Source organism: Microbispora catharanthi, from assembly GCF_006334915.2.
GTDB classification, from domain to species: Bacteria; Actinomycetota; Actinomycetes; order Streptosporangiales; family Streptosporangiaceae; genus Microbispora; species Microbispora catharanthi.
Genome location: NZ_VDMA02000008.1, coordinates 1 through 17327 on the forward strand (window position 1 = coordinate 1; position 17327 = coordinate 17327).

At 69.5% G+C, this 17327-nt stretch carries 21 protein-coding genes and 1 tRNA gene; 11 read left to right on the forward strand and 11 right to left on the reverse strand.

The window, feature by feature from the left end; genetic code table 11:
* Nucleotides 1-244 precede the first annotated feature (244 nt).
* Nucleotides 245-1057, forward strand: coding sequence for a CPBP family intramembrane glutamic endopeptidase (locus FH610_RS16470; RefSeq protein WP_139575361.1), 813 nt, complete (start codon nt 245-247; stop codon nt 1055-1057).
* Here the strand turns inward: FH610_RS16470 and FH610_RS16475 are convergent.
* Both FH610_RS16475 and FH610_RS16480 read right to left on the reverse strand, forming a co-directional pair.
* A complete protein-coding gene (locus FH610_RS16475) occupies nt 1005-1709 on the reverse strand; it encodes a response regulator (RefSeq protein ID WP_139575362.1) in 705 nt (234 codons plus the stop codon). The genes FH610_RS16470 and FH610_RS16475 overlap by 53 nt on opposite strands.
* Nucleotides 1709-3214: a sensor histidine kinase gene (locus FH610_RS16480; protein ID WP_139575363.1), complete on the reverse strand. Its 1506-nt coding sequence runs from the start codon at nt 3212-3214 to the stop codon at nt 1709-1711. The genes FH610_RS16475 and FH610_RS16480 overlap by 1 nt, the downstream gene beginning before the upstream one ends.
* Here FH610_RS16480 and FH610_RS16485 point away from each other — a divergent pair.
* Nucleotides 3195-3497, forward strand: coding sequence for a tyrosine-type recombinase/integrase (locus tag FH610_RS16485; protein ID WP_139575684.1), 303 nt, complete (start codon nt 3195-3197; stop codon nt 3495-3497). The genes FH610_RS16480 and FH610_RS16485 overlap by 20 nt on opposite strands.
* A gap of 52 nt (nt 3498-3549) precedes the next feature.
* On the opposite strand, the gene FH610_RS16490 is transcribed toward FH610_RS16485, so the two are convergent.
* From FH610_RS16490 to FH610_RS16510, 6 genes are all read right to left on the reverse strand, one after another.
* A tRNA-Ala gene (locus tag FH610_RS16490) sits at nt 3550-3622 on the reverse strand.
* Nucleotides 3623-3774: 152 nt separating this feature from the next.
* Nucleotides 3775-4491 carry an HAD family hydrolase gene (locus FH610_RS16495; RefSeq protein ID WP_139575364.1) on the reverse strand — a complete coding sequence of 239 codons (717 nt, stop codon included), beginning with the start codon at nt 4489-4491 and terminating at the stop codon, nt 3775-3777.
* Nucleotides 4492-4530: 39 nt separating this feature from the next.
* Nucleotides 4531-4695, reverse strand: coding sequence for a DLW-39 family protein (locus FH610_RS42865; RefSeq protein ID WP_161628012.1), 165 nt, complete (start codon nt 4693-4695; stop codon nt 4531-4533).
* Between the two features lie 259 nt (nt 4696-4954).
* Complete coding sequence (locus FH610_RS16500) at nt 4955-5350, reverse strand: ATP-binding protein (protein WP_052400103.1); 396 nt, start codon at nt 5348-5350, stop codon at nt 4955-4957.
* 141 nt (nt 5351-5491) lie between these two features.
* On the reverse strand, nt 5492-6397 hold the full coding sequence (locus tag FH610_RS16505; RefSeq protein WP_139575365.1) for a helix-turn-helix domain-containing protein: 906 nt from the start codon (nt 6395-6397) through the stop codon (nt 5492-5494).
* Between the two features lie 77 nt (nt 6398-6474).
* A complete protein-coding gene (locus FH610_RS16510) occupies nt 6475-6723 on the reverse strand; it encodes a DUF397 domain-containing protein (RefSeq protein ID WP_139575366.1) in 249 nt (82 codons plus the stop codon).
* Nucleotides 6724-7018: 295 nt separating this feature from the next.
* On the opposite strand from FH610_RS16510, the gene FH610_RS16515 reads away from it, so the two are divergent.
* The 3 genes from FH610_RS16515 to FH610_RS16525 all read left to right on the forward strand — a co-directional run bounded on the left by FH610_RS16515 (nt 7019) and on the right by FH610_RS16525 (nt 8928).
* Entirely contained in the window at nt 7019-7423 is a 405-nt protein-coding gene (locus FH610_RS16515; protein WP_161628013.1) for an ATP-binding protein, read from the forward strand.
* A gap of 162 nt (nt 7424-7585) precedes the next feature.
* Nucleotides 7586-8407 (forward strand): SAM-dependent methyltransferase, encoded by an 822-nt coding sequence (locus tag FH610_RS16520; protein ID WP_139575368.1) that lies wholly within the window; start codon nt 7586-7588, stop codon nt 8405-8407.
* A 206-nt stretch (nt 8408-8613) separates the two neighbouring features.
* Entirely contained in the window at nt 8614-8928 is a 315-nt protein-coding gene (locus tag FH610_RS16525; protein WP_161628014.1) for an STAS domain-containing protein, read from the forward strand.
* A gap of 18 nt (nt 8929-8946) precedes the next feature.
* Here the strand turns inward: FH610_RS16525 and FH610_RS16530 are convergent, their stop codons facing one another.
* From FH610_RS16530 to FH610_RS16540, 3 genes are read right to left on the reverse strand one after another with little or no spacing between them, the layout of a single operon-like run.
* The gene (locus tag FH610_RS16530) at nt 8947-9819 is read right to left on the reverse strand and encodes an SRPBCC family protein (protein WP_240809009.1); all 873 of its coding nucleotides are present in this window, start codon (nt 9817-9819) and stop codon (nt 8947-8949) included.
* Nucleotides 9816-10136, reverse strand: a complete 321-nt coding sequence (locus tag FH610_RS16535) for an ArsR/SmtB family transcription factor (protein ID WP_396779683.1) — start codon at nt 10134-10136, stop codon at nt 9816-9818. The genes FH610_RS16530 and FH610_RS16535 overlap by 4 nt, the downstream gene beginning before the upstream one ends.
* A 52-nt stretch (nt 10137-10188) precedes the next feature.
* A complete protein-coding gene (locus FH610_RS16540; RefSeq protein ID WP_205825828.1) occupies nt 10189-11124 on the reverse strand; it encodes an aldo/keto reductase in 936 nt (311 codons plus the stop codon).
* Nucleotides 11125-11235: 111 nt separating this feature from the next.
* Here FH610_RS16540 and FH610_RS43670 point away from each other — a divergent pair, with 111 nt between their 5' ends.
* The 6 genes from FH610_RS43670 (at nt 11236) to FH610_RS16565 (ending at nt 17316) form a co-directional block, all read left to right on the forward strand.
* Nucleotides 11236-12567 (forward strand): NUDIX domain-containing protein, encoded by a 1332-nt coding sequence (locus FH610_RS43670; RefSeq protein WP_240809010.1) that lies wholly within the window; start codon nt 11236-11238, stop codon nt 12565-12567.
* Between the two features lie 119 nt (nt 12568-12686).
* Nucleotides 12687-13124: a CBS domain-containing protein gene (locus tag FH610_RS16550; protein ID WP_041952971.1), complete on the forward strand. Its 438-nt coding sequence runs from the start codon at nt 12687-12689 to the stop codon at nt 13122-13124.
* A complete protein-coding gene (locus tag FH610_RS16555; protein WP_139575370.1) occupies nt 13121-14410 on the forward strand; it encodes an ArsB/NhaD family transporter in 1290 nt (429 codons plus the stop codon). Before FH610_RS16550 ends, FH610_RS16555 begins: the two co-directional genes overlap by 4 nt.
* Before the next feature lie 101 nt (nt 14411-14511).
* On the forward strand, nt 14512-14721 hold the full coding sequence (locus FH610_RS16560; protein WP_139575371.1) for a heavy-metal-associated domain-containing protein: 210 nt from the start codon (nt 14512-14514) through the stop codon (nt 14719-14721).
* Nucleotides 14722-14894: 173 nt separating this feature from the next.
* Nucleotides 14895-15050 carry a hypothetical protein gene (locus FH610_RS42870; protein WP_161628015.1) on the forward strand — a complete coding sequence of 52 codons (156 nt, stop codon included), beginning with the start codon at nt 14895-14897 and terminating at the stop codon, nt 15048-15050.
* 28 nt (nt 15051-15078) lie between these two features.
* The gene (locus tag FH610_RS16565) at nt 15079-17316 is read left to right on the forward strand and encodes a heavy metal translocating P-type ATPase (RefSeq protein WP_139575372.1); all 2238 of its coding nucleotides are present in this window, start codon (nt 15079-15081) and stop codon (nt 17314-17316) included.
* Nucleotides 17317-17327: the final 11 nt, after the last annotated feature.

Consider the following 17327-nt stretch of genomic DNA (forward strand, 5'->3'; position numbering starts at 1 on the left):
TACGGCTTGATGAACTCCCACTCTTCGTCCGTCAACTGGGCCCGCGTCACACACGAGGACCTACCGGATCAGACCCGGCCACAACGGCAAATCCCAAGGATTGATCACAACCCGATACGCGCCCTAGTCCGGTGGGAGGAAGGTGGGGCGGGGAAGCGGCCGGAATTCGGATTGTTGGTGGATGGCGGCGGTGGCGCGTTCATGAACACTGGGGCAGGCCAGTTCCTGAAAGAAGGTCTGTTCCGTGTTCGAACGGCTCTCCGATCGCGCTTCGTCGATCGTTTTCATTGTCCTGACGCTTACAATCTCGCTGGGTACCGCCAACATCGCCGGAGGGCTCATTCTCGCCTTCTCGCCGTTGCTCGTCGTGATCGCGATGTTGCTCGTCATCACGCGAGAGGGGTACTCCAGAGACGGGTGGCGCCGGCTCGGTATGGGGCGGCTCGGCCTGCGAGCCTGGCCGCTTACGGTCGCCACCACTGCAGGCGTCTGCCTGCTCGCCACCGTGGGTGCCGTCGCGCTTGGCTTCGGGCGGTTTACCGCGCCGCAGGGTGACTGGGTGCCGTCGGTAATCGCTGTGTGTATCACTGGGCCGGTCCTGGCGTTCGCCGAAGAGATCGGCTGGCGGGGCTATCTGCAGCCACGGCTCGCGTTCCTGGGCGAGCGCTCGGCGATGCTCGTCGTCGGGCTGGTGTGGATTGCCTGGCATATGCCGTACATCTTGTTCACGCCGTACTACCACAGCGAAGGGAACCATAGCCTGGTGCTGCTGCTGTTCAGTGGCTCGGTGATCGCGTTCTCGTTCCTCTTCGGGTACCTGCGTGTCATGTCCGGGAGCGTGTGGCCGGTCGTGCTCGCCCACTTCGCGCACAACGCCACCTTCGCCCTGTTGCTGGAGTACGCGATCTCGACGGACGAGCCCGTGGTGGTGCGCGAGTACCTGGCCGGTGACACCGGGCTGTTCGTGCTCCTCGGCACGGCTGTCTGCGCCCTCGCGATCGGGATCAGCCGGTCCGTTGCGAGTCGTCGGTCAGCCCCTGTGTCTGCGCGAGGATGACTGCCTGCACACGGTCGCGTAGCTCGAGTTTGCGCAGCACCGAGCCGAGATGCGTCTTGACGGTCGACTCTGCCAACTGCAGTCGCGCGGCGACCTCTGCGTTGGTGAGTCCCAGCCCGACCGAGGCGAGGATCTCGCGTTCGCGGGTGGTGAGACGCCCGAGCCTAGACGCGGCAGCGGGTGGGTGCTCGGCGGATTTGGTCGCCGGCGGTGCGAGGACGAATGAGTCGATCAGGCGACGTACGAGCCTCGGCGCGATAGGCGCCTCCCCGGCAGCGGCTGCCCGTACGGCCGTCAAAAGCTCTGCCGCGCCCGCGTCCTTGAGCAGGAACCCGGCCGCTCCAGCTCGAAGGGCGGCGACGAGAAGCTCGTCGTCGTCGAACGTCGTCAGCATGACGACGTGTGGCGGATCGGGTGTGGTCAGCAGCCGCCGGGTGGTTTCGACGCCGTCGATACCCGGCATACGAATGTCCATCAGGACGACGTCGGCACGGTGCTCGGGCCGACGCAGGGCATCAAGGGCCGTCTGCCCGTCGGCGGCCATTCCGACGACCCGTAGGTCCGGGGTGGCGTTGAGGATCATCGCGAACCCGGTCCGCACCAGCTCCTGGTCGTCCACTAAGAAGACGCGGATGAGGTGGTCGGCCCTCATCACTCGCCGCTTCGCCTCAGGCCGTCCGACGGATTGGCAAGGCCCGGAGGTCGCGCGGAAGGCGGCAGAACGGCGACGGGGATCGCGGCATCGACCACGAACCCGCCGCCAAGGCGTGAGCCTGCGTCCAGCACTCCGCCCAGGGTGCGCAAGCGCTCTCGCATTCCGTCGAGGCCGTAGCCGGGTTCGGATGCGTGGTCCGCGGTCGCGTCGGCGCGACTGACACCGACACCGTCGTCCTCGACTCGAACCATGATCCCTTCCTGCGTCCTCGCCACGAGCATGTGCGCTGTAGCGTCCGGGCCGGCGTGCTTCAACACGTTCGTCAGTGACTCCTGGACAACGCGGAGCACAGCAAACCGTATCGCGGCGGGGACTTCGTCGAACACGCTCGGCTCGGCATCGACGTCCACAGCAAGCCCCGCCGCCCGTACCGAGTCCACGAGCTGCCGCAGCTCGGCGATTCCCAGCCCGGCCCGGCGCAGCTCGTCCGATCCGTCGGCGTCGGCGTCGCGGAGAACCTCGATGACGCCACGCACCTCGGCGAGGGCCGACCGCGCGGCACGCCCGATCGTGGCGAAGACCCTCCCCGCGTCTCCACGGTCCCAGGGCTGCGCGTGCTCGGCGGCGTACTCGGCGCCGTCAGCTTGCACGATCACAACGGTGAGCGAGTGGGCCACAATGTCGTGAATTTCCCGTGCCGCGACGACACGTCGCTGCTGCGCGACGAACCGTTCGCGCTGCAACCGGCTCTCCTCGAGTCGGGCACTTGCCTTACGCAGTGCACTCATGTTGGCCTGTCGGCCGCGGACGAGATTGCCGATGACCCAGACCAGCACACACAGGATCCCCAGGACAACAGTGGTCTTGAGCACGTTCACCGGGTATTCAGGCGGGGTGCTCCATCGAAAGCCGGCCAGCACGCTGCCGACGAGCGCGGCACCGAGGGCGAGCAGGCGGATCGGCAGAGATTCGACGTGTGCGGCAACCGTATAGACGACGATCGCCTGCGCGATGTTGGCCGGCAACGGAATCGGCACCAGCATGAGCTGAACGGCGAAGGCTGCGGCCGACGAGGCGAGAATCGCGGTCGGGAAACGTCGCCGTACGGCGAGCGGGAGGATGGCCGCGGTGGCGACGAGGAAGGCGGGCAGCCCTGCCAGAGCACTCAACAGGCCGAAAACCAGCCACATCAAGCCGGTCAGGGTCAGATCCAGCAGTCTGGGGTGCTCTCGTGACCACTGGTCGATGCGGGCGGCGAGGAAAGTCCGCTGCTTCAAGGTTCCCGGCCCTCCGTGACTGTTCGGCCGATGCGGCAGCCCAGGATAGAGGCACAGGCACTGACGGACAGGTAGGGCGGTCTCCCTGGACAGGGTGCTGGTGGCCACCTCGGTCAGCGCGATGTCGTGGTTCAGCGGCGCGCTGACCGTCCCGCACTCCAGGCGTTTCGTCAGGGTACGGAAGTTCGCGACGTGATCCTGCCCGCTGTGGAACAGCAACTTCAACCGCCGCTTTTGGGCCAAGGCGCTCACAAAGGCCGGCGTCCCGAAGGTTCACTTCCACGATCTTCGGCACACGGGGAAAACCCTCGCGGCCAGCACTGGCGCATCGCTGCGAGAGCTAATGGACCGTATGGGCCACTCCAGCACACGCGCCGCGATCATCTACCAGCACGCGACGGACGAGCGACGGCACCAGGTGGCCAAGCAGCTCGACAGCCTCGCGCGAGGACAACTCAAGAGTGGATCGGGCACGCAACGGGCGCGGAAGAGCTCGAAGGCCGATTAACGATCAAAGCCCAGGCGGGGGAAAGGGTCCCTGGCCTGGGCTTTCGAGTGGGTGGAGCCTAGGGGATTCGAACCCCTGACTTCCTGCTTGCAAAGCAGGCGCTCTGCCAGCTGAGCTAAGGCCCCTTAGCGGGTGCGAACTGCGCAAACACGCAGATCCACGGGCCGCCGGTGCGTACACCGTAGCAACAGCCCGCACCCGAGCGCCACTCGATACCGCACGGTGCCGCCCACGTGGCCCTCCTCACCGGGGAAGACCGCAGAAAACGAGCCGGCGATCAGGAGGCCGAGGTGGCCACCGGTGACGCGCCGACCTCGTTGCCGAGGACGAGTCCGGGGAAGTCGGCGATGGACTCGATGATGTGCGTGGCGCCGCCGCCGAGCAGACGGTCCTTGCTGTGGACGCCGGTGAGCACTCCGGCGACGATCGAGGCGCCCGCGCGCCGGCCGCACAGCATGTCGCTCTCGGAGTCGCCCGCCACCGCGACCTGCCTCACGTCGTCGACGCCGGAACGCAGGACGGCGGTGAGCACCATGTCGGGGTAAGGACGGCCACGTCCGGCATCCTCGGGACACAGCGCGAGGTCCAGCATGTCGACCCAGGCGAGGGTGCTCAGCACCCGTCCCAGGGTCGCACGGCTGAATCCGGTGATCAGGGCGATCTTCAGGCCCGCGTCGCGCAGCTTCGCGACGGCCTCGACGGTCCCCGGCAGCGGCACGAGCCCGGTCCGTTCGATGGCTCCCTCGTAGGAGCGCTCGAAGGTCAGGTTCGCGGCCTGCGCCTGTGCCTCGTTGCCGGGGAAGATGCCCCGGAAGACCTCGATTTTGGGACATCCCCGGGACCTGTGCACATGCACCATGGCACGGGCATAGGCGCTGGTCCCGGGGACGATGCCCTGCGTGGCGATCGCCTCGGCGAACGCCCGTTCCACCATGTCGATGTCACCGATCGTGGTCCCGGCCAAGTCAAGACAGGCCAGCTTCACGGGGCTCATTCCCGTACCCTTGCCACGATCAAGCACCATCCCTGGTGGTCAGTTCTCGCTGCCGGTGGCCTCGGTCCACAGATCGAGCTCGGCGCGGTCGGCCTGCACCTTACGCCAGACCAGAAGTCCGCCGACGGCGACCAGAGCGAGAACAAGCAGCTTCTTCACGGTGTGACCCCACTTCTCGACGGTCTCACCTGCCGGGTGAGACAACGCCCGGTTCTACGGTTCCCTGCAGCCTAGCAAGGCTTCGGCGCCCAACCTGGATTGCCCGAAATTTCGGTGAATCAAAATCATGATTACGGCTCGCCCGCCTGGCCTGCCGTCCGACCCTGGCGGCAGGGCGGCGAGATCAGAAGTGCCCAGCTCACAGTGGCGCTAACCATGCCTGCAGGCGGTGTTCGGGGAGATGGGGAAGCCTGATTTCGGTCAGGCGGTCCGCGCTCCGCTCTCAGCGGAAGTCAGATGTCGATCAGGGAAGCGTCACGCAGAGGCGGATCGTCGTTCCTTCGGCCCCCGTACGCACGACGAGGTCGGCCAGGCGGTTCATGAGCCACAGTCCGCGTCCCCCGAAGTCGAACCGCGTCGCCGTCTCCTCGCGGTCCAGCGCCTCGTCGGGAATGCCGGGACCTTTGTCGGTGATCTCGGCCACCAGCACTCCCGCCTCACGCCACATGGCGATTCCCCGCGGCGGGGAGCCATACCGGACGGCGTTGGTGACCGCCTCGTGCACCGCGAGCACGAAGTCCTCCAGGACCACGCCCTCGAGCCCGGCCTCCTGCGCCGACACCATGACGAGATGCCGCACCCTGGTGACCGAACTTCGGTCGAACTCCAGGCTGAGCAGGCTGCCCGCCAAGGTTCTCACCGCCCTCCTGCTTGCCCCACGGTGTGGTAGTACTCCATTTACCGCCCACGCGCACCTGACACGTATTTTCGGGTACGGCTTGCGCCACAGTCTCCTGCGGCGTACGGCAGCGGAGGTCGCGCACGTGACGCTAGCGCATCGTCACAGCTCCGTCATGAGCTGCCGCAGCATCCGCTTGGTCTCCGACGCGGGTTTGGCCTGGATGCACAGGCGTTCCATGACTGCGAGATAGCGGTCGATGTCCTCCCGCTTTTCCAGGTAGATGGCGCTGGTGAGCTGTTCGAGGTAGACGACGTCAGGCAACCCGACCCCCGCGAAGCGCAGGATGCTGAACGGCCCTCCGGCGGCCGCGTGCCCGCCGGCGCTGAACGGGATGACTTGGAGCGTTACACGAGGCAGGGCGATCATCTCGAGCAGGTGCTCGATCTGGGCCCGCATGACCTCGGCCCCACCCACCGGACGCCGCAGGACGGCCTCGTCGATCACCGCCCACAGAACGGGCGAATCCGGGCGGAGCAGCACCTCCTGGCGGTCCATCCGCAGCCGGACGCGGCGCTCGATCTCCTCGTCCGACGCGTCGGGATGGCCGAGTCGCACGACCGCTTCGGCGTACTTGGGGGCCTGCAGCAGCCCGGGCACGAACTGCACCTCGTAGCAGCGGATGGCGCTCGCGGCCTGCTCCAGGCCGACGTACGCCTCGAACCAGGAGGGCAGGACGTCGTCGTACTTGTGCCACCAGCCGGGGGCGTTGGCCTGGGCGACGAGCGAGAGCAGCGCCTCCCGCTCACTCTCGTCGGTGACGCCATACAGGGTGAGGAGGTCGGCGACGTCACGGCGGCGGAACCCGACGCGCCCGAGTTCCATCCGGCTGATCTTCGAGTGGGAGGCGCGGATGGCGTGACCGGCCTCCTCCAGGCGGATGTGCCTGCTCTCACGGAGCCGTCGCAGTTGGGTGCCGAGCAGAATGCGCAGGACAGTCGGGCTGCGGCGCGACCGTGCCGTCAGGTCGAGCGGGTGAGGCACACCCTCGGTAGGGGCCGCAGTCATATGGGGTCCTTTGAGGTGCACCGATGTTTACGCCACGTTCACGATACTCGTCACGTCGGCCCGCGCAAGTGGCGAGATCATTTCTCCACTTCACCAAGAAGGTCGTCGAATTCGCCCTCCTTGGCGGAGCGGAGGAATGCGGCCATGTCCTGAAGAGGAACGATCAGCGCCGGCCCCGTCGGGTGCCGGGAGTTGCGCAGGGCCACCCGGCCGTCGGGCAGCGCGGCGATCTCGACGCAGTTGCCGCTCGGATTGCTGTGCCGGCTCTTGCGCCAGGCCTGCTGCCCCAGGTGAGATGAGGGCATTCCGTTGTAGATCACGGACACGGGGCACCTCGTTTCGGAATCCGAGCCCAACCGACGACATTCGTGCGTTTGCACGTGCATCTGTACTTGCACAGGAGCATCAATGGGAGCAGTATGACTTACTGAGTCATCCCGCCACATGGTCGACATCAACCTCATAGGGCTCTCAATGACTGGTTATCGGACAGACCGAGCTTCCCTCGCAGAAGCCGATAGCGTTGCCCGGGATCCCTGGCTGGGCACGCTTGAGCAGGTCTTTCCGGAAGGCAAGCGCTGGCCTTGGACCTACGGCGAAGAGCCCTGTGGTGTCCCCCAGGTGGCCGTGCACGAGTTCCACCGTGAGAGTCTCGCCGCCCGCACCGCGCGGCACTTCACCGCCGGAGTGCTGCGGACCTGGTCCATGGAGGACGTCGCCGACGACGCCGCGCTCGCGGTCTGCGAACTGGTCACCAACGCGCTGCGCCACGGCCTGCGGCACCAGGCCATCCATCCCCTGCCGGTGCGCCTGTTGATGTTCCGTTCGTCCCGCGCGCTGCTGTGCGTGGTCACCGACCCCAGCACCGACGCGCCGGTGCTGCGCGAGCCCGACTACGTCGCGGAGACCGGGCGCGGCCTCCAGGTCGTCGCCGGGGTCAGCCGCATGTGGGGCTGGGCGCGGCTACGCCCCGTGGGCAAGGCCGTCTGGGCCGGATTCACGGCCGACGCCGCCGGCTACCGCTGATCCCTCCGACCGAGAGGGCCGCCGGAGAAGGCCGGCCGGGAAGGCCCGAAGGCCGGCCCCGCCGCCGACACCACCCACGCCGTAGGCCCAACACGCGCACGAATCCTCACTTAGACCCGTCTTGCACCGGTAATATCGGTCATGAGGGCTGAACGGAGGATCATGCCGGGTTTCCCCCCGGTCGAGCCTGTGGGTTTCGACCCGTCCGTCCCGAACGAGGCCCGGGTCTACGACTACTGGCTCGGCGGGAAGGACAATTTCGCCGCGGACCGCGAGGCCGCAGAGGCGGCGCTGCTGATCGCGCCAGAGCTTCCCCTGATGTGCCGCGAGGGGCGCAAGTTCCTGCGCAGGACCGTACGGTTCCTGGCCGCTGCCGGGATCCGCCAGTTCATCGACATCGGCTGCGGCCTGCCGACCCAGGGCAACGTGCACGAGATCGCACGGGAGTGCGCCTCCGACGCGCGCGTGGTCTACGTGGACAAAGACCCCGTCGTGGTCAACCACGGCCAGGCGCTGGTGGAGGACAACGAGCGCGTCGTGGTGATCCGCGGCGACGTACGCGACCCGGACTCGATCCTCACGCATCCACGGCTGCGGGAGCTCGTCGACCTCGACGAGCCCGTGGGCGTCCTGCTCGTCGCGGTCCTGGCGGCGATCAACGACGACGACCTCACATTGGCCATCACCGCGCGCCTGCGCGAGGCGATCGCACCCGGCAGCTATATGGCCATCAGCCACGCGATCTCCGACCTCCGGCCGGAGGTGACGGACAAGCTCGCCCTGCTTTTCGCCAACGAATGGGCGGTCAAGGACGACGGCCGCCTGCGGCTGCCCACCCGGGCCGAAATCCTGCCGTTGTTCGGCGACCTGGAAATGGTGGAGCCCGGCCTGGTCCAGGTGCCCGAATGGCGGCCGGAGCCCGACGAGCTCCGACCGCCGAAGGACGCGGTCTGGGCGGTCGGCGGCGTCGGCCGCAAACGCTGAAAGCCGCCAGTTCTTTGATCTTCGTTGAATATTAACTGGACTGACCATTGACAGATGCGCTGTCAGGCGGCCACGCTCAGTGAGTATTTCCACTTCCAGCGAGGAGGTGGGACCGTGACGACGTTCACCGTGTCCTGCTCCGAAGACATGCGCCCAAGACGGGCGGACATCGCGTCTTACACCGGTTCGCCGTGCCGGGGCGTCTCGTGAATCCAACCGCTGGTCACTGCGGCGTTCTCTACACGGACACCCACCTCAGCGTCAGGTGGTCCGCCGCGGACTCCTCGGTGATCCTCGATGGCGAGGTCGACGTCTCGAACAGCGCCGCCCTGGCGACCGCGCTCGCCGAGGCGAGGAGCGAGCGCGGCGAGATCACCGTCGACACGGGCGCTCTGCGGTTCATCGACCTGGCGGGACTGCGGGCTCTGCTGGCCCCAGCGTCCCCCGCGGCGGGCGACGCCGTACGGCTGCGCAACGTGCCCCCCTACCTGTGCCGCCTCATGGAGATGCTCGACGGGTGACGGCCCCGCCCGCCGGGCTCAGGCGAGCAGCCGCCGCGCCAGCGTCTCTATCCTGTCCCGCCACGCCTGCAGAGGCCCCGCGGGGTCGGGCAGGCCGGTCTCGGTGACGACCAGCCGGGCGCCGTGCCCGGTGCCCCGCGACAGTTCCCAGCGCACGCGCCTGCCCTGCTCACCGGACTCCACGTACGCGGGAAGCTCGGCAGCGGGTTTCCCGATGGCCGTGACGATCCCCTCGCCGAGGCCGTCGGGCACCGGTGCCCCAAGCGTCGCGGCAGGCGCGCCGGCGGCCGTCCAGACCTCCTCGACCGGGCGGGTGAGCTGGCGCTCGAAGCGCACCCGCCATTCGCCGCCCACCTGCTCGCCCGGCTGCTCGGCCAATCGCTCGGCCACGCCCTCGGCCAGCCCGAACGCCTCCACGTACGCCTCATGGAGGTGGGCGAAGTTCCCCTCGGGCCACTCGACGGGCCGTCCGCCGGCGATCGCCTCCATGGCGTCGAGGCAGACCTGCCAGCCGGACGCGTAGCTCGCCGCGGCCGGCCGGTCGTGGAAGATCTGGGTGAAGACGAGCAGGCAGCCGCCCTCCTCCGGCAGCAGCTCGAAGCTCAGGAGGTTGTCGCCCTCGCGCGGCATCTCCCGCGGCGAGTGCTGGAGGAAGGCGAACAGGCGGGGCGGGTCGAGCTCGGTGATCTCGGCGTCCATCGTCATGCCGCCGCCGTCGAACATGATCTTTCCGCCCACCCGCAGGTCCATCTCGACGACCGCGAACGGGAACCACTGGCCGAGCCGGTCGGGCTCGGTGACCGCCCGCCAGACGTGCTCCGGAGGATGGGCCAGCCTGCGCTCCATGCGCAGCGACGGCTGCCCGTCGAACATGCCGAGTGTCGCGTTCACGGTGTCTCCTCTGAATGGTCGGGCATCGCGTCCAGGTGCCGTTCCAGCGCGTCGAAGCTCTCCGACCACAACCGCCGGTAGGGCGCGAGCCAGGCGTCGATCTCGGCGAGCGGCTCGGGGCACAGTTCGTACCACCGGCGCTGGGCGTCCCTGCGCACACGGACCAGCCCGGCCTCCCGCAGCACCTTGAGGTGCTTGGAAGTGCCGGGCTGGGTCAGGCCGAGCCGCTCGGTGAGCTCCCCGACCAGGCGGGGACGTTCGAGCAGCAGGTCGAGGATGCGCCGCCTTGCGGGCTCGGCGAGTACGTCGAAGGTCACTGACACGCCTTCGAACATACTCCATCAGGTATATAGCCGCAAGTGCATATACTCAGCTCGCGATCTCGTTCAGCTCTTTCAGCGCCGCCTCGTCCGGTCGCCACGCCGCCGCCGCGACGTTGGCCTTGATCTGCTCGGGCCGGGTCGCCCCCGCGATCACGGAGGAGACGGCCGGCTGCGCGAGCAGACCGCCGATCGCGACGTCCAGCAGGGTCACCCCCTGACGCTCGGCGAACTCCCGCAGCCGCTCCACCACCTCGAACCGCGCGTCGGTCAGATACTGTGTCCGGCCCGCGAGACGGGTGCCCGCCGGCGGCTCCTCCCCGCGCCGGTACTTGCCCGTGAGCAGGCCGTTGGCCAGCGGGAAGTACGGCAGCAGGCCGACGCCGTGGTGCAGCAGCGCCGGGACGAGTTCCTTCTCCACCCGCCGGTCGAGCAGGCTGTACTCGTTCTGCGCGCTCACGAAACGCTCGAAGCCGCCGGTGCGGGCGATCCAGTCCGCGTCGGTGACCTGCCAGGACGCGAAGTTGGACGAGCCCACATAGCGGACCTTGCCCTCCCGCACCAGGTCCGTCAGCACCGACAGGGTCTCCTCGATCGGCGTGGACGGGTCGGGGAAGTGCAGCTGGTAGAGGTCGATCCAGTCGGTCTTGAGGCGGCGCAGCGACCGCTCGACCGCCAGGCGGACGTACCGCCGCGAGGCCCTCGCACCCCAGTCGGGCCCGTTGGCGCCGTTCACGTCCCCGCCGAACTTGGTGGCGATGACGACCTGGTCACGCCGCCCCTTCAGCACCTCGCCGAGCAGCGTCTCCGACTCGCCGTAGATGTCGGCGGTGTCGATCAGCGTGACGCCGGCGTCGAGCGCCGCGTCGACCACGGCCCGCGTGGCGTCGAGGTCGATCCTGCGGCCGAAGTTGTTGCCGCCGAGGCCGAGAGCCGAGACGACGAGTCCCGAGTCGCCGAGCCGCCGGTAGGTCATTTCGGTCATGCCCCTACATCCCCTTCTCACGGAGCCCCTCCCTGCGGGGAGAGGTCTCCTCACCGTATTTCGGCCCCCTTCGGCAGCGGACGCCGGACCGTCCGCGAGAGGATGCCGGACATGACCTCCGTACGGCACAGCGTCCGGGCCATCCTGTTCGACGGCGACGACGTCGTCCTGTTCCGGCGCGTACGGCCGGGGCGGGAGCCGTACTGGGTCACGCCGGGCGGCGGGGTGGAGCCGGCCGACGCCTCTCCCGAGGCGGCGCTGCGCCGCGAGCTCGACGAGGAGCTCGGAGCGACGGCGGGACCGGCGCTGCACGTGTTCACCCTCGTCGAGCCCGGCCGATTGAGCACGGTCTTCGCCTGCCGGCTGGTGTCGCTCGACCTGTCGCGCCGCAGCGGCCCGGAGTTCCTCGAACCGGACATCGGCCTGCACGAGGTGCGGCGCGTGCGCCCGGAGGAGGTGCGCGCGCTCACCATGGTGCCGCCCGAGCTGGGGGAGTTCATCTCCGCGAACGCCGCGACCCTGCCCGCGCTGCTCGACGCCGCGACGTACGCCCCGGGCCGCTACCGGCCGGTCGTCGACGTGCACCTGATGCTCACTGACGGCGAGAAGGTGCTGCTCGGCCGCCGCCAGGGCACCGGCTACGCCGACGGGGAGTGGCAGATCATGCCGTCCGGGCACCTGGAGGAGGGGGAGTCGGTGGTGGACACCGCCGTGCGGGAGGCCCGCGAGGAGCTCGGCGTCGAGGTGGACGACTGCGAGGTGGTCCATGTGATGCACCACCGCAACGCGGGCGGGACGGCACGCATCGGGATGTTCCTCATGCCGCGCTCCATCACCGGCACACCGGTCAACGCCGAGCCGCACAAGTGCGCCGAGCTGGCGTGGTTTCCGCTCGACCGGCTGCCCGAGCAGACCGTGCCGTACGCGCGGGCGGGCGTCGAGGCCGTGCGGCGGGCACTCGCCGCGACCCCGCCGGGCCTCCCCGCGGCCGCCGATGCCGCCCTGGTCGCTTCCAAGGCGCCGTTCTTCTCCCTGCACGGATGGGACGTCCCGGGCTCCGCCGATCTGGCGGCCGAGGCCGTACGCGCCGGGTTCGAGGAGGTCACGGTCTGCCTGACCGGCTGGCTCGACGGCGCGGTGCTCGTCCACTCCGACGACGAGACCGACCGCCTGCCCGCCACGGTCGTAAGGCCGGGCGAGGGAGTGGTGGCGGCGCTCGCGCGGCTCGCCCCGGTGGAGGAGGTGACCTTCGTCGGCGCGGACGACTACGTCTCGCCCCGGGGACTCACCGGACGCCGTCTCGCCTTCTCCGCCCGGCTGACGGAGGTGCCCGAAGGCATGGTCCCGCTCCCGGCCGGATCGCTCGGACGCCTGCCGTACGGAGAGGGGGTATTCGTCCGCCGCGCCTCTTCGGGGCTTTTGTACGGCCTGTCCGGTCGATAGCCTGATGCGGGGCGTGCCGGGAAGTCTGGTCGGCGAAGGGGTCTCCCATACCCGGGGGACCGTACCGGCGACCGGAAGGCAGACGTGAGCACAGCCGCACGTGGCAGGCAGGTGAGAACATGCGTGCCCGGGATCTCGTAGTGCCGATCCCCACCGTGGAGCTCGACTCCCCCGTGACCGACGCCGCTCGCCTCATGGCCGAGCGCGAACTGCCCGGGCTGATCGTGCTGGACGAGCGCGGAGCACCGGTGTCGATCCTGCCGGGCACGCAGGTGCTGCGTCTGGCCGTGCCCCGCTACTGCCAGGACGACCCCGCGCTGGCCCGGGTGATCGACGAGGCGCACGCCGACGCGTTCGTCCGCGCGCTGGGCGAGCGGACAGTCCGTCAGGCGATGCCGGAACGGCCGCGCGAGCTCCCGGTGACCGATCCCGACGCCACGCTCCTGGAGGTCGCCGCGCTGATGGCGCGCACCCGCAGCCCCCTGGTCGCGGTGCTCGACGGCGACCGTCTGCTGGGCGCGGTCACGCTCTCCGCGCTGCTCAAGCGGCTCACATGACGGTGACCGCGTGGGTGGCGGCGATCGTCTTCGTCGCCACGTACGTCCTCATCGCCAGCGAGAAGGTCCACCGGGTCAAGGCCGCCCTGGGCGGCGCCGCGATCCTGCTGCTCGTCCACGCGACCACGGCCGGCTCGGCGTTCTTCTCGCAGGAGTCCGGCGTGGACTGGAACGTCGTCTTCCTGCTGCTGGGCATGATGATCATCGTCGGTGTGCTGCGGCAGACCGGCGTGTTCGAATACCTCGCCATCTGGGCGGCCAAACGGGCCAGGGGACGGCCGTTCCGGCTCATGGCACTGCTCCTGGTGATCACGGCCATGGCGTCGGCGCTACTGGACAACGTCACGACCGTGCTGCTGATCGCGCCGGTCACGTTCCTCGTCTGCGAACGCCTCACGCTGCCGGTCGCGCCGTTCCTGATCGCCGAGGCGATGGCGTCCAACATCGGCGGCACCGCGACCCTCGTCGGCGATCCGCCGAACATCATCATCGCCTCCCGCGCCGGGCTGACCTTCAACGACTTCCTCGTCCACCTCGCGCCGCTGGTGATCGTGCTGACGGCGGTCTTCATCGGACTGTGCCGGCTGCTGTTCCGCAAGGCGTTCCGGTACGACCCCGAGCGGGCGGCCGAGATCATGCAACTGGACGAGCGGGCGGCCATCCAGGACAAGGTCATGCTCGTGCAGAGCCTGTCCGTGCTCGGCGTGGTCATCGCGGCGTTCGTGCTGCATCCGGTGCTGCACTACGAGCCGTCGGTCGTGGCGCTGCTCGGGGCGGGGCTGCTCGTCCTGGTCACCAAGATCACCACCGACGACGCGCTGCGCGAGGTGGAGTGGCCGACGCTGGTGTTCTTCGCCGGGCTGTTCGTGATGGTCGGCGCGCTCGTCGAGACCGGCGTGATCGCCCAGGTGTCGCGGGCGGCGGCGGAGGCGACGGCCGGGCGGCCCGGGGTGACCGTCATGGTCCTGCTCTGGGCGTCGGCCGGGCTGTCCGCGATCGTGGACAACATCCCTTATGTCGCCACGATGAGCCCGATCGTGGCCGATCTCGCGCAGCACGTGCCCGGCGGCGACCACAACGTGCTGTGGTGGGCGCTCGCGCTCGGCGCCGACCTCGGCGGCAACGCCACCGCCGTGGGCGCCTCCGCCAACGTCGTCATCCTCGGCATCGCCGAGCGCAACGGCGCGCGGATCAGTTTCTGGCAGTTCACCAAATATGGCCTGGTGGTCACCGTCGTCACGGTGGCCCTGTGCGTGCCGTACCTCTGGCTGCGCTACCTCCTGTAGGCCCGGCGGGCCCCCGAAATGGGGCCCCCTTTTGACGCGGAAATACGGTAGGGGGGTATGGTGTTCTCGTCAGTGAGGCACGAGTTATCGGAGTGATCGTTATGACCAGCACCTACACCGTCACCGGCATGACCTGCGGCCACTGCGTCAGCTCGGTCAGCGAGGAGGTCGGTGCGGTCGCCGGCGTGACCGACGTCCGGGTGGACCTCTCCTCCGGCCTGTTGACGGTCGAGACCGACGGCGCCGTCGACGACGCGGCCATCGTGGCGGCCGTCCGGGAGGCGGGATATGACGTGGCGGGTGTCTCGTGAACACCCCCGCCCGGCTCGCACGCGGATGGACGGATCCACGGTGATGACGGACGACCTCGCACCGGGCCGGGTCAGTAAGCTCGGGTTCACGGTGAGCAAGGACGGCAGGCCCGCCGGCGACCTCGAACCACCATCTGGGCGCGATCCGCGCGGGCGACCCGGCCTACCTGCACGTGCCCCCCGAGGACGCGACGTCGGGCGGAGCGACCTTCGCCGCGCCGGTGCCGGGCGGCGGGGACTACCGCCTGCTCCCGGACTTCACGCACGAGGGGACCGTCCGCACCGCGGCCTTCACGGTTCACGCGGAAGCGGCGGGGCACAGCCGTTGACGGCACGACGCGAGAGGAAGGAGTGGTGATGTCGGCGACAACCGGTGACCGGCCGTCTGGCGCGGTCGAGCTTTCGATAGGCGGCATGACCTGCGCGTCGTGCGCGAACCGGATCGAGCGCAAGCTCAACAAGCTGGAGGGCGTGTCCGCGACGGTGAACTACGCCACGGAGAAGGCCAAGGTGACCTTCCCTGTGGAGTTGGACCCGCAGACGCTGGTGGCGGAGGTGGAGAAGGCCGGATACACCGCCAGGCTGCCCGAGCCGCCCAGACCCGAGCAGGCGCCTGAGGCGCCGGAAGACGAGCTGGCTCCGCTGCGCACCCGCCTGCTGGTGTCCGTCGTGCTGGCGGTGCCGGTGATCGCGATGGCGATGATCCCGGCGGTGCAGTTCACCTACTGGCAGTGGCTGTCGCTGACGCTCGCCGCCCCCGTCGTGGTCTACGGCGGCCTGCCCTTCCACCGCGCGGCCTGGACCAACCTGCGGCACGGCACCGCCACGATGGACACCCTGGTATCGCTGGGCACGATCGCCGCGCTGGGCTGGTCGCTGTGGGCGCTGTTCCTCGGCGACGCCGGGGTGCCGGGAATGCGGCATGGGTTCGACCTGACCATCACCCGCAGCGACGGCTCGGGCAACATCTACCTGGAGGCCGCCGCCGGGGTGACCGCGTTCATCCTGGCCGGGCGGTATTTCGAGGCGCGGTCCAAACGGCGCGCGGGCGCGGCGTTGCGTGCGTTGCTGGAACTGGGCGCCAAGGATGTGGCCGTGCTCCGCGACGGGGCCGAGGTGCGCATCCCCACCGGTGACCTCGCGGTGGGTGACCACTTCGTCGTGCGGCCCGGGGAGAAGATCGCCACCGACGGCGTCATCGAGGAAGGCAGCTCGGCGGTCGACGCCTCGATGCTCACCGGCGAGTCGGTCCCGGTCGAGGTGCGGGCCGGGGATGCGGTGACCGGGGCCACGGTCAATGCCGGAGGCCGGCTGGTCGTGCGGGCCACCCGGGTCGGCTCCGACACCCAGCTCGCCCAGATGGCGCGGCTGGTGGAAGACGCCCAGACGGGCAAGGCGCAGGTGCAGCGCCTGGCCGACCGCATCTCCGGGATCTTCGTCCCGATCGTCATCGCGTTGTCGGTCGCGACGCTGGGGTATTGGCTCGGCACGGGTGAGGGGGCCGGGGCGGCCTTCACCGCCGCGGTCGCGGTGCTGATCATCGCCTGCCCCTGCGCGCTGGGGCTGGCCACGCCGACCGCGCTGCTGGTCGGCACCGGCCGCGGCGCCCAGCTCGGCATCTTGATCAAGGGCCCGGAGGTGCTGGAGTCCACCCGCGCGATCGACACGGTCGTGCTGGACAAGACCGGCACCGTCACCGAAGGAAGGATGGCCCTGGTCGAGGTCCATCTGGCCGACGGGCAGGACCGTGAGGAGGTGCTGCGCCTGGCCGGGGCCCTGGAGCACGCCTCCGAGCACCCCATCGCCCAGGCCATCGCCCGGGGCGCCGCCGAGCGGGTGGGCGGCCTGCCCGCCCCGCAGGACTTCGCCAACGTCGAGGGCCTGGGGGTGCAGGGGATCGTGGACGGCCACGCGGTGCTGGTCGGCCGGCCCCGCCTGCTGGCCGAGTGGTCCCAGCACCTGCCCGCCGATCTGGCCCGGGCGCTACAGGATGCGCAGGACGCGGGCCGCACGGCGGTGGCGGTCGGCTGGGACGGCCAGGCGCGGGCGGTGCTGGTGGTGGCCGACACCGTCAAGCCCACCAGCGCGCAGGCCATCGGGCAGTTGCGGGCGCTGGGGCTGACGCCGGTGCTGCTGACCGGCGACAACCAGGCGGTCGCCCGTGCGGTCGCCGCCCAGGTCGGCATCGATGAGGTGATCGCCGAGGTGCTGCCCGCCGACAAGGTCGATGTGGTCAAACGGCTGCAGGCCGAGGGCAAGACCGTCGCGATGGTCGGCGACGGGGTCAACGACGCCGCGGCGCTGGCCCAGGCCGACCTCGGCTTGGCGATGGGCACCGGCACCGACGTGGCCATCGAGGCGGCCGATCTGACCCTGGTGCGGGGTGATCTGCGGGTGGCGGCCGACGCGATCCGGCTGTCGCGACGCACGCTGCGCACGATCAAGGGCAACCTGTTCTGGGCGTTCGCCTACAACGTCGCGGCCCTGCCGCTGGCCGCCGCGGGGCTGCTCAACCCCATGATCGCCGGCGCGGCGATGGCGTTCTCCAGCGTCTTCGTCGTCAGCAACAGCCTCAGACTCCGCCGCTTCCGCTGAGCGTCAAGGTG

Bases quoted from the DNA above. Each gene is read 5' to 3' on its own strand.
- FH610_RS16475 (WP_139575362.1), bottom strand. From the start codon at position 1,709: ATGAGGGCCGACCACCTCATCCGCGTCTTCTTAGTGGACGACCAGGAG.
- FH610_RS16495 (WP_139575364.1), bottom strand. From the start codon at position 4,491: ATGAGCCCCGTGAAGCTGGCCTGTCTTGACTTGGCCGGGACCACGATC.
- FH610_RS16505 (WP_139575365.1), bottom strand. From the start codon at position 6,397: ATGACTGCGGCCCCTACCGAGGGTGTGCCTCACCCGCTCGACCTGACG.
- FH610_RS16520 (WP_139575368.1), top strand. From the start codon at position 7,586: ATGCCGGGTTTCCCCCCGGTCGAGCCTGTGGGTTTCGACCCGTCCGTC.
- FH610_RS16540 (WP_205825828.1), bottom strand. From the start codon at position 11,124: ATGACCGAAATGACCTACCGGCGGCTCGGCGACTCGGGACTCGTCGTC.
- FH610_RS43670 (WP_240809010.1), top strand. From the start codon at position 11,236: ATGACCTCCGTACGGCACAGCGTCCGGGCCATCCTGTTCGACGGCGAC.
- FH610_RS16550 (WP_041952971.1), top strand. From the start codon at position 12,687: ATGCGTGCCCGGGATCTCGTAGTGCCGATCCCCACCGTGGAGCTCGAC.
- FH610_RS16555 (WP_139575370.1), top strand. From the start codon at position 13,121: ATGACGGTGACCGCGTGGGTGGCGGCGATCGTCTTCGTCGCCACGTAC.
- FH610_RS16560 (WP_139575371.1), top strand. From the start codon at position 14,512: ATGACCAGCACCTACACCGTCACCGGCATGACCTGCGGCCACTGCGTC.
- FH610_RS16565 (WP_139575372.1), top strand. From the start codon at position 15,079: ATGTCGGCGACAACCGGTGACCGGCCGTCTGGCGCGGTCGAGCTTTCG.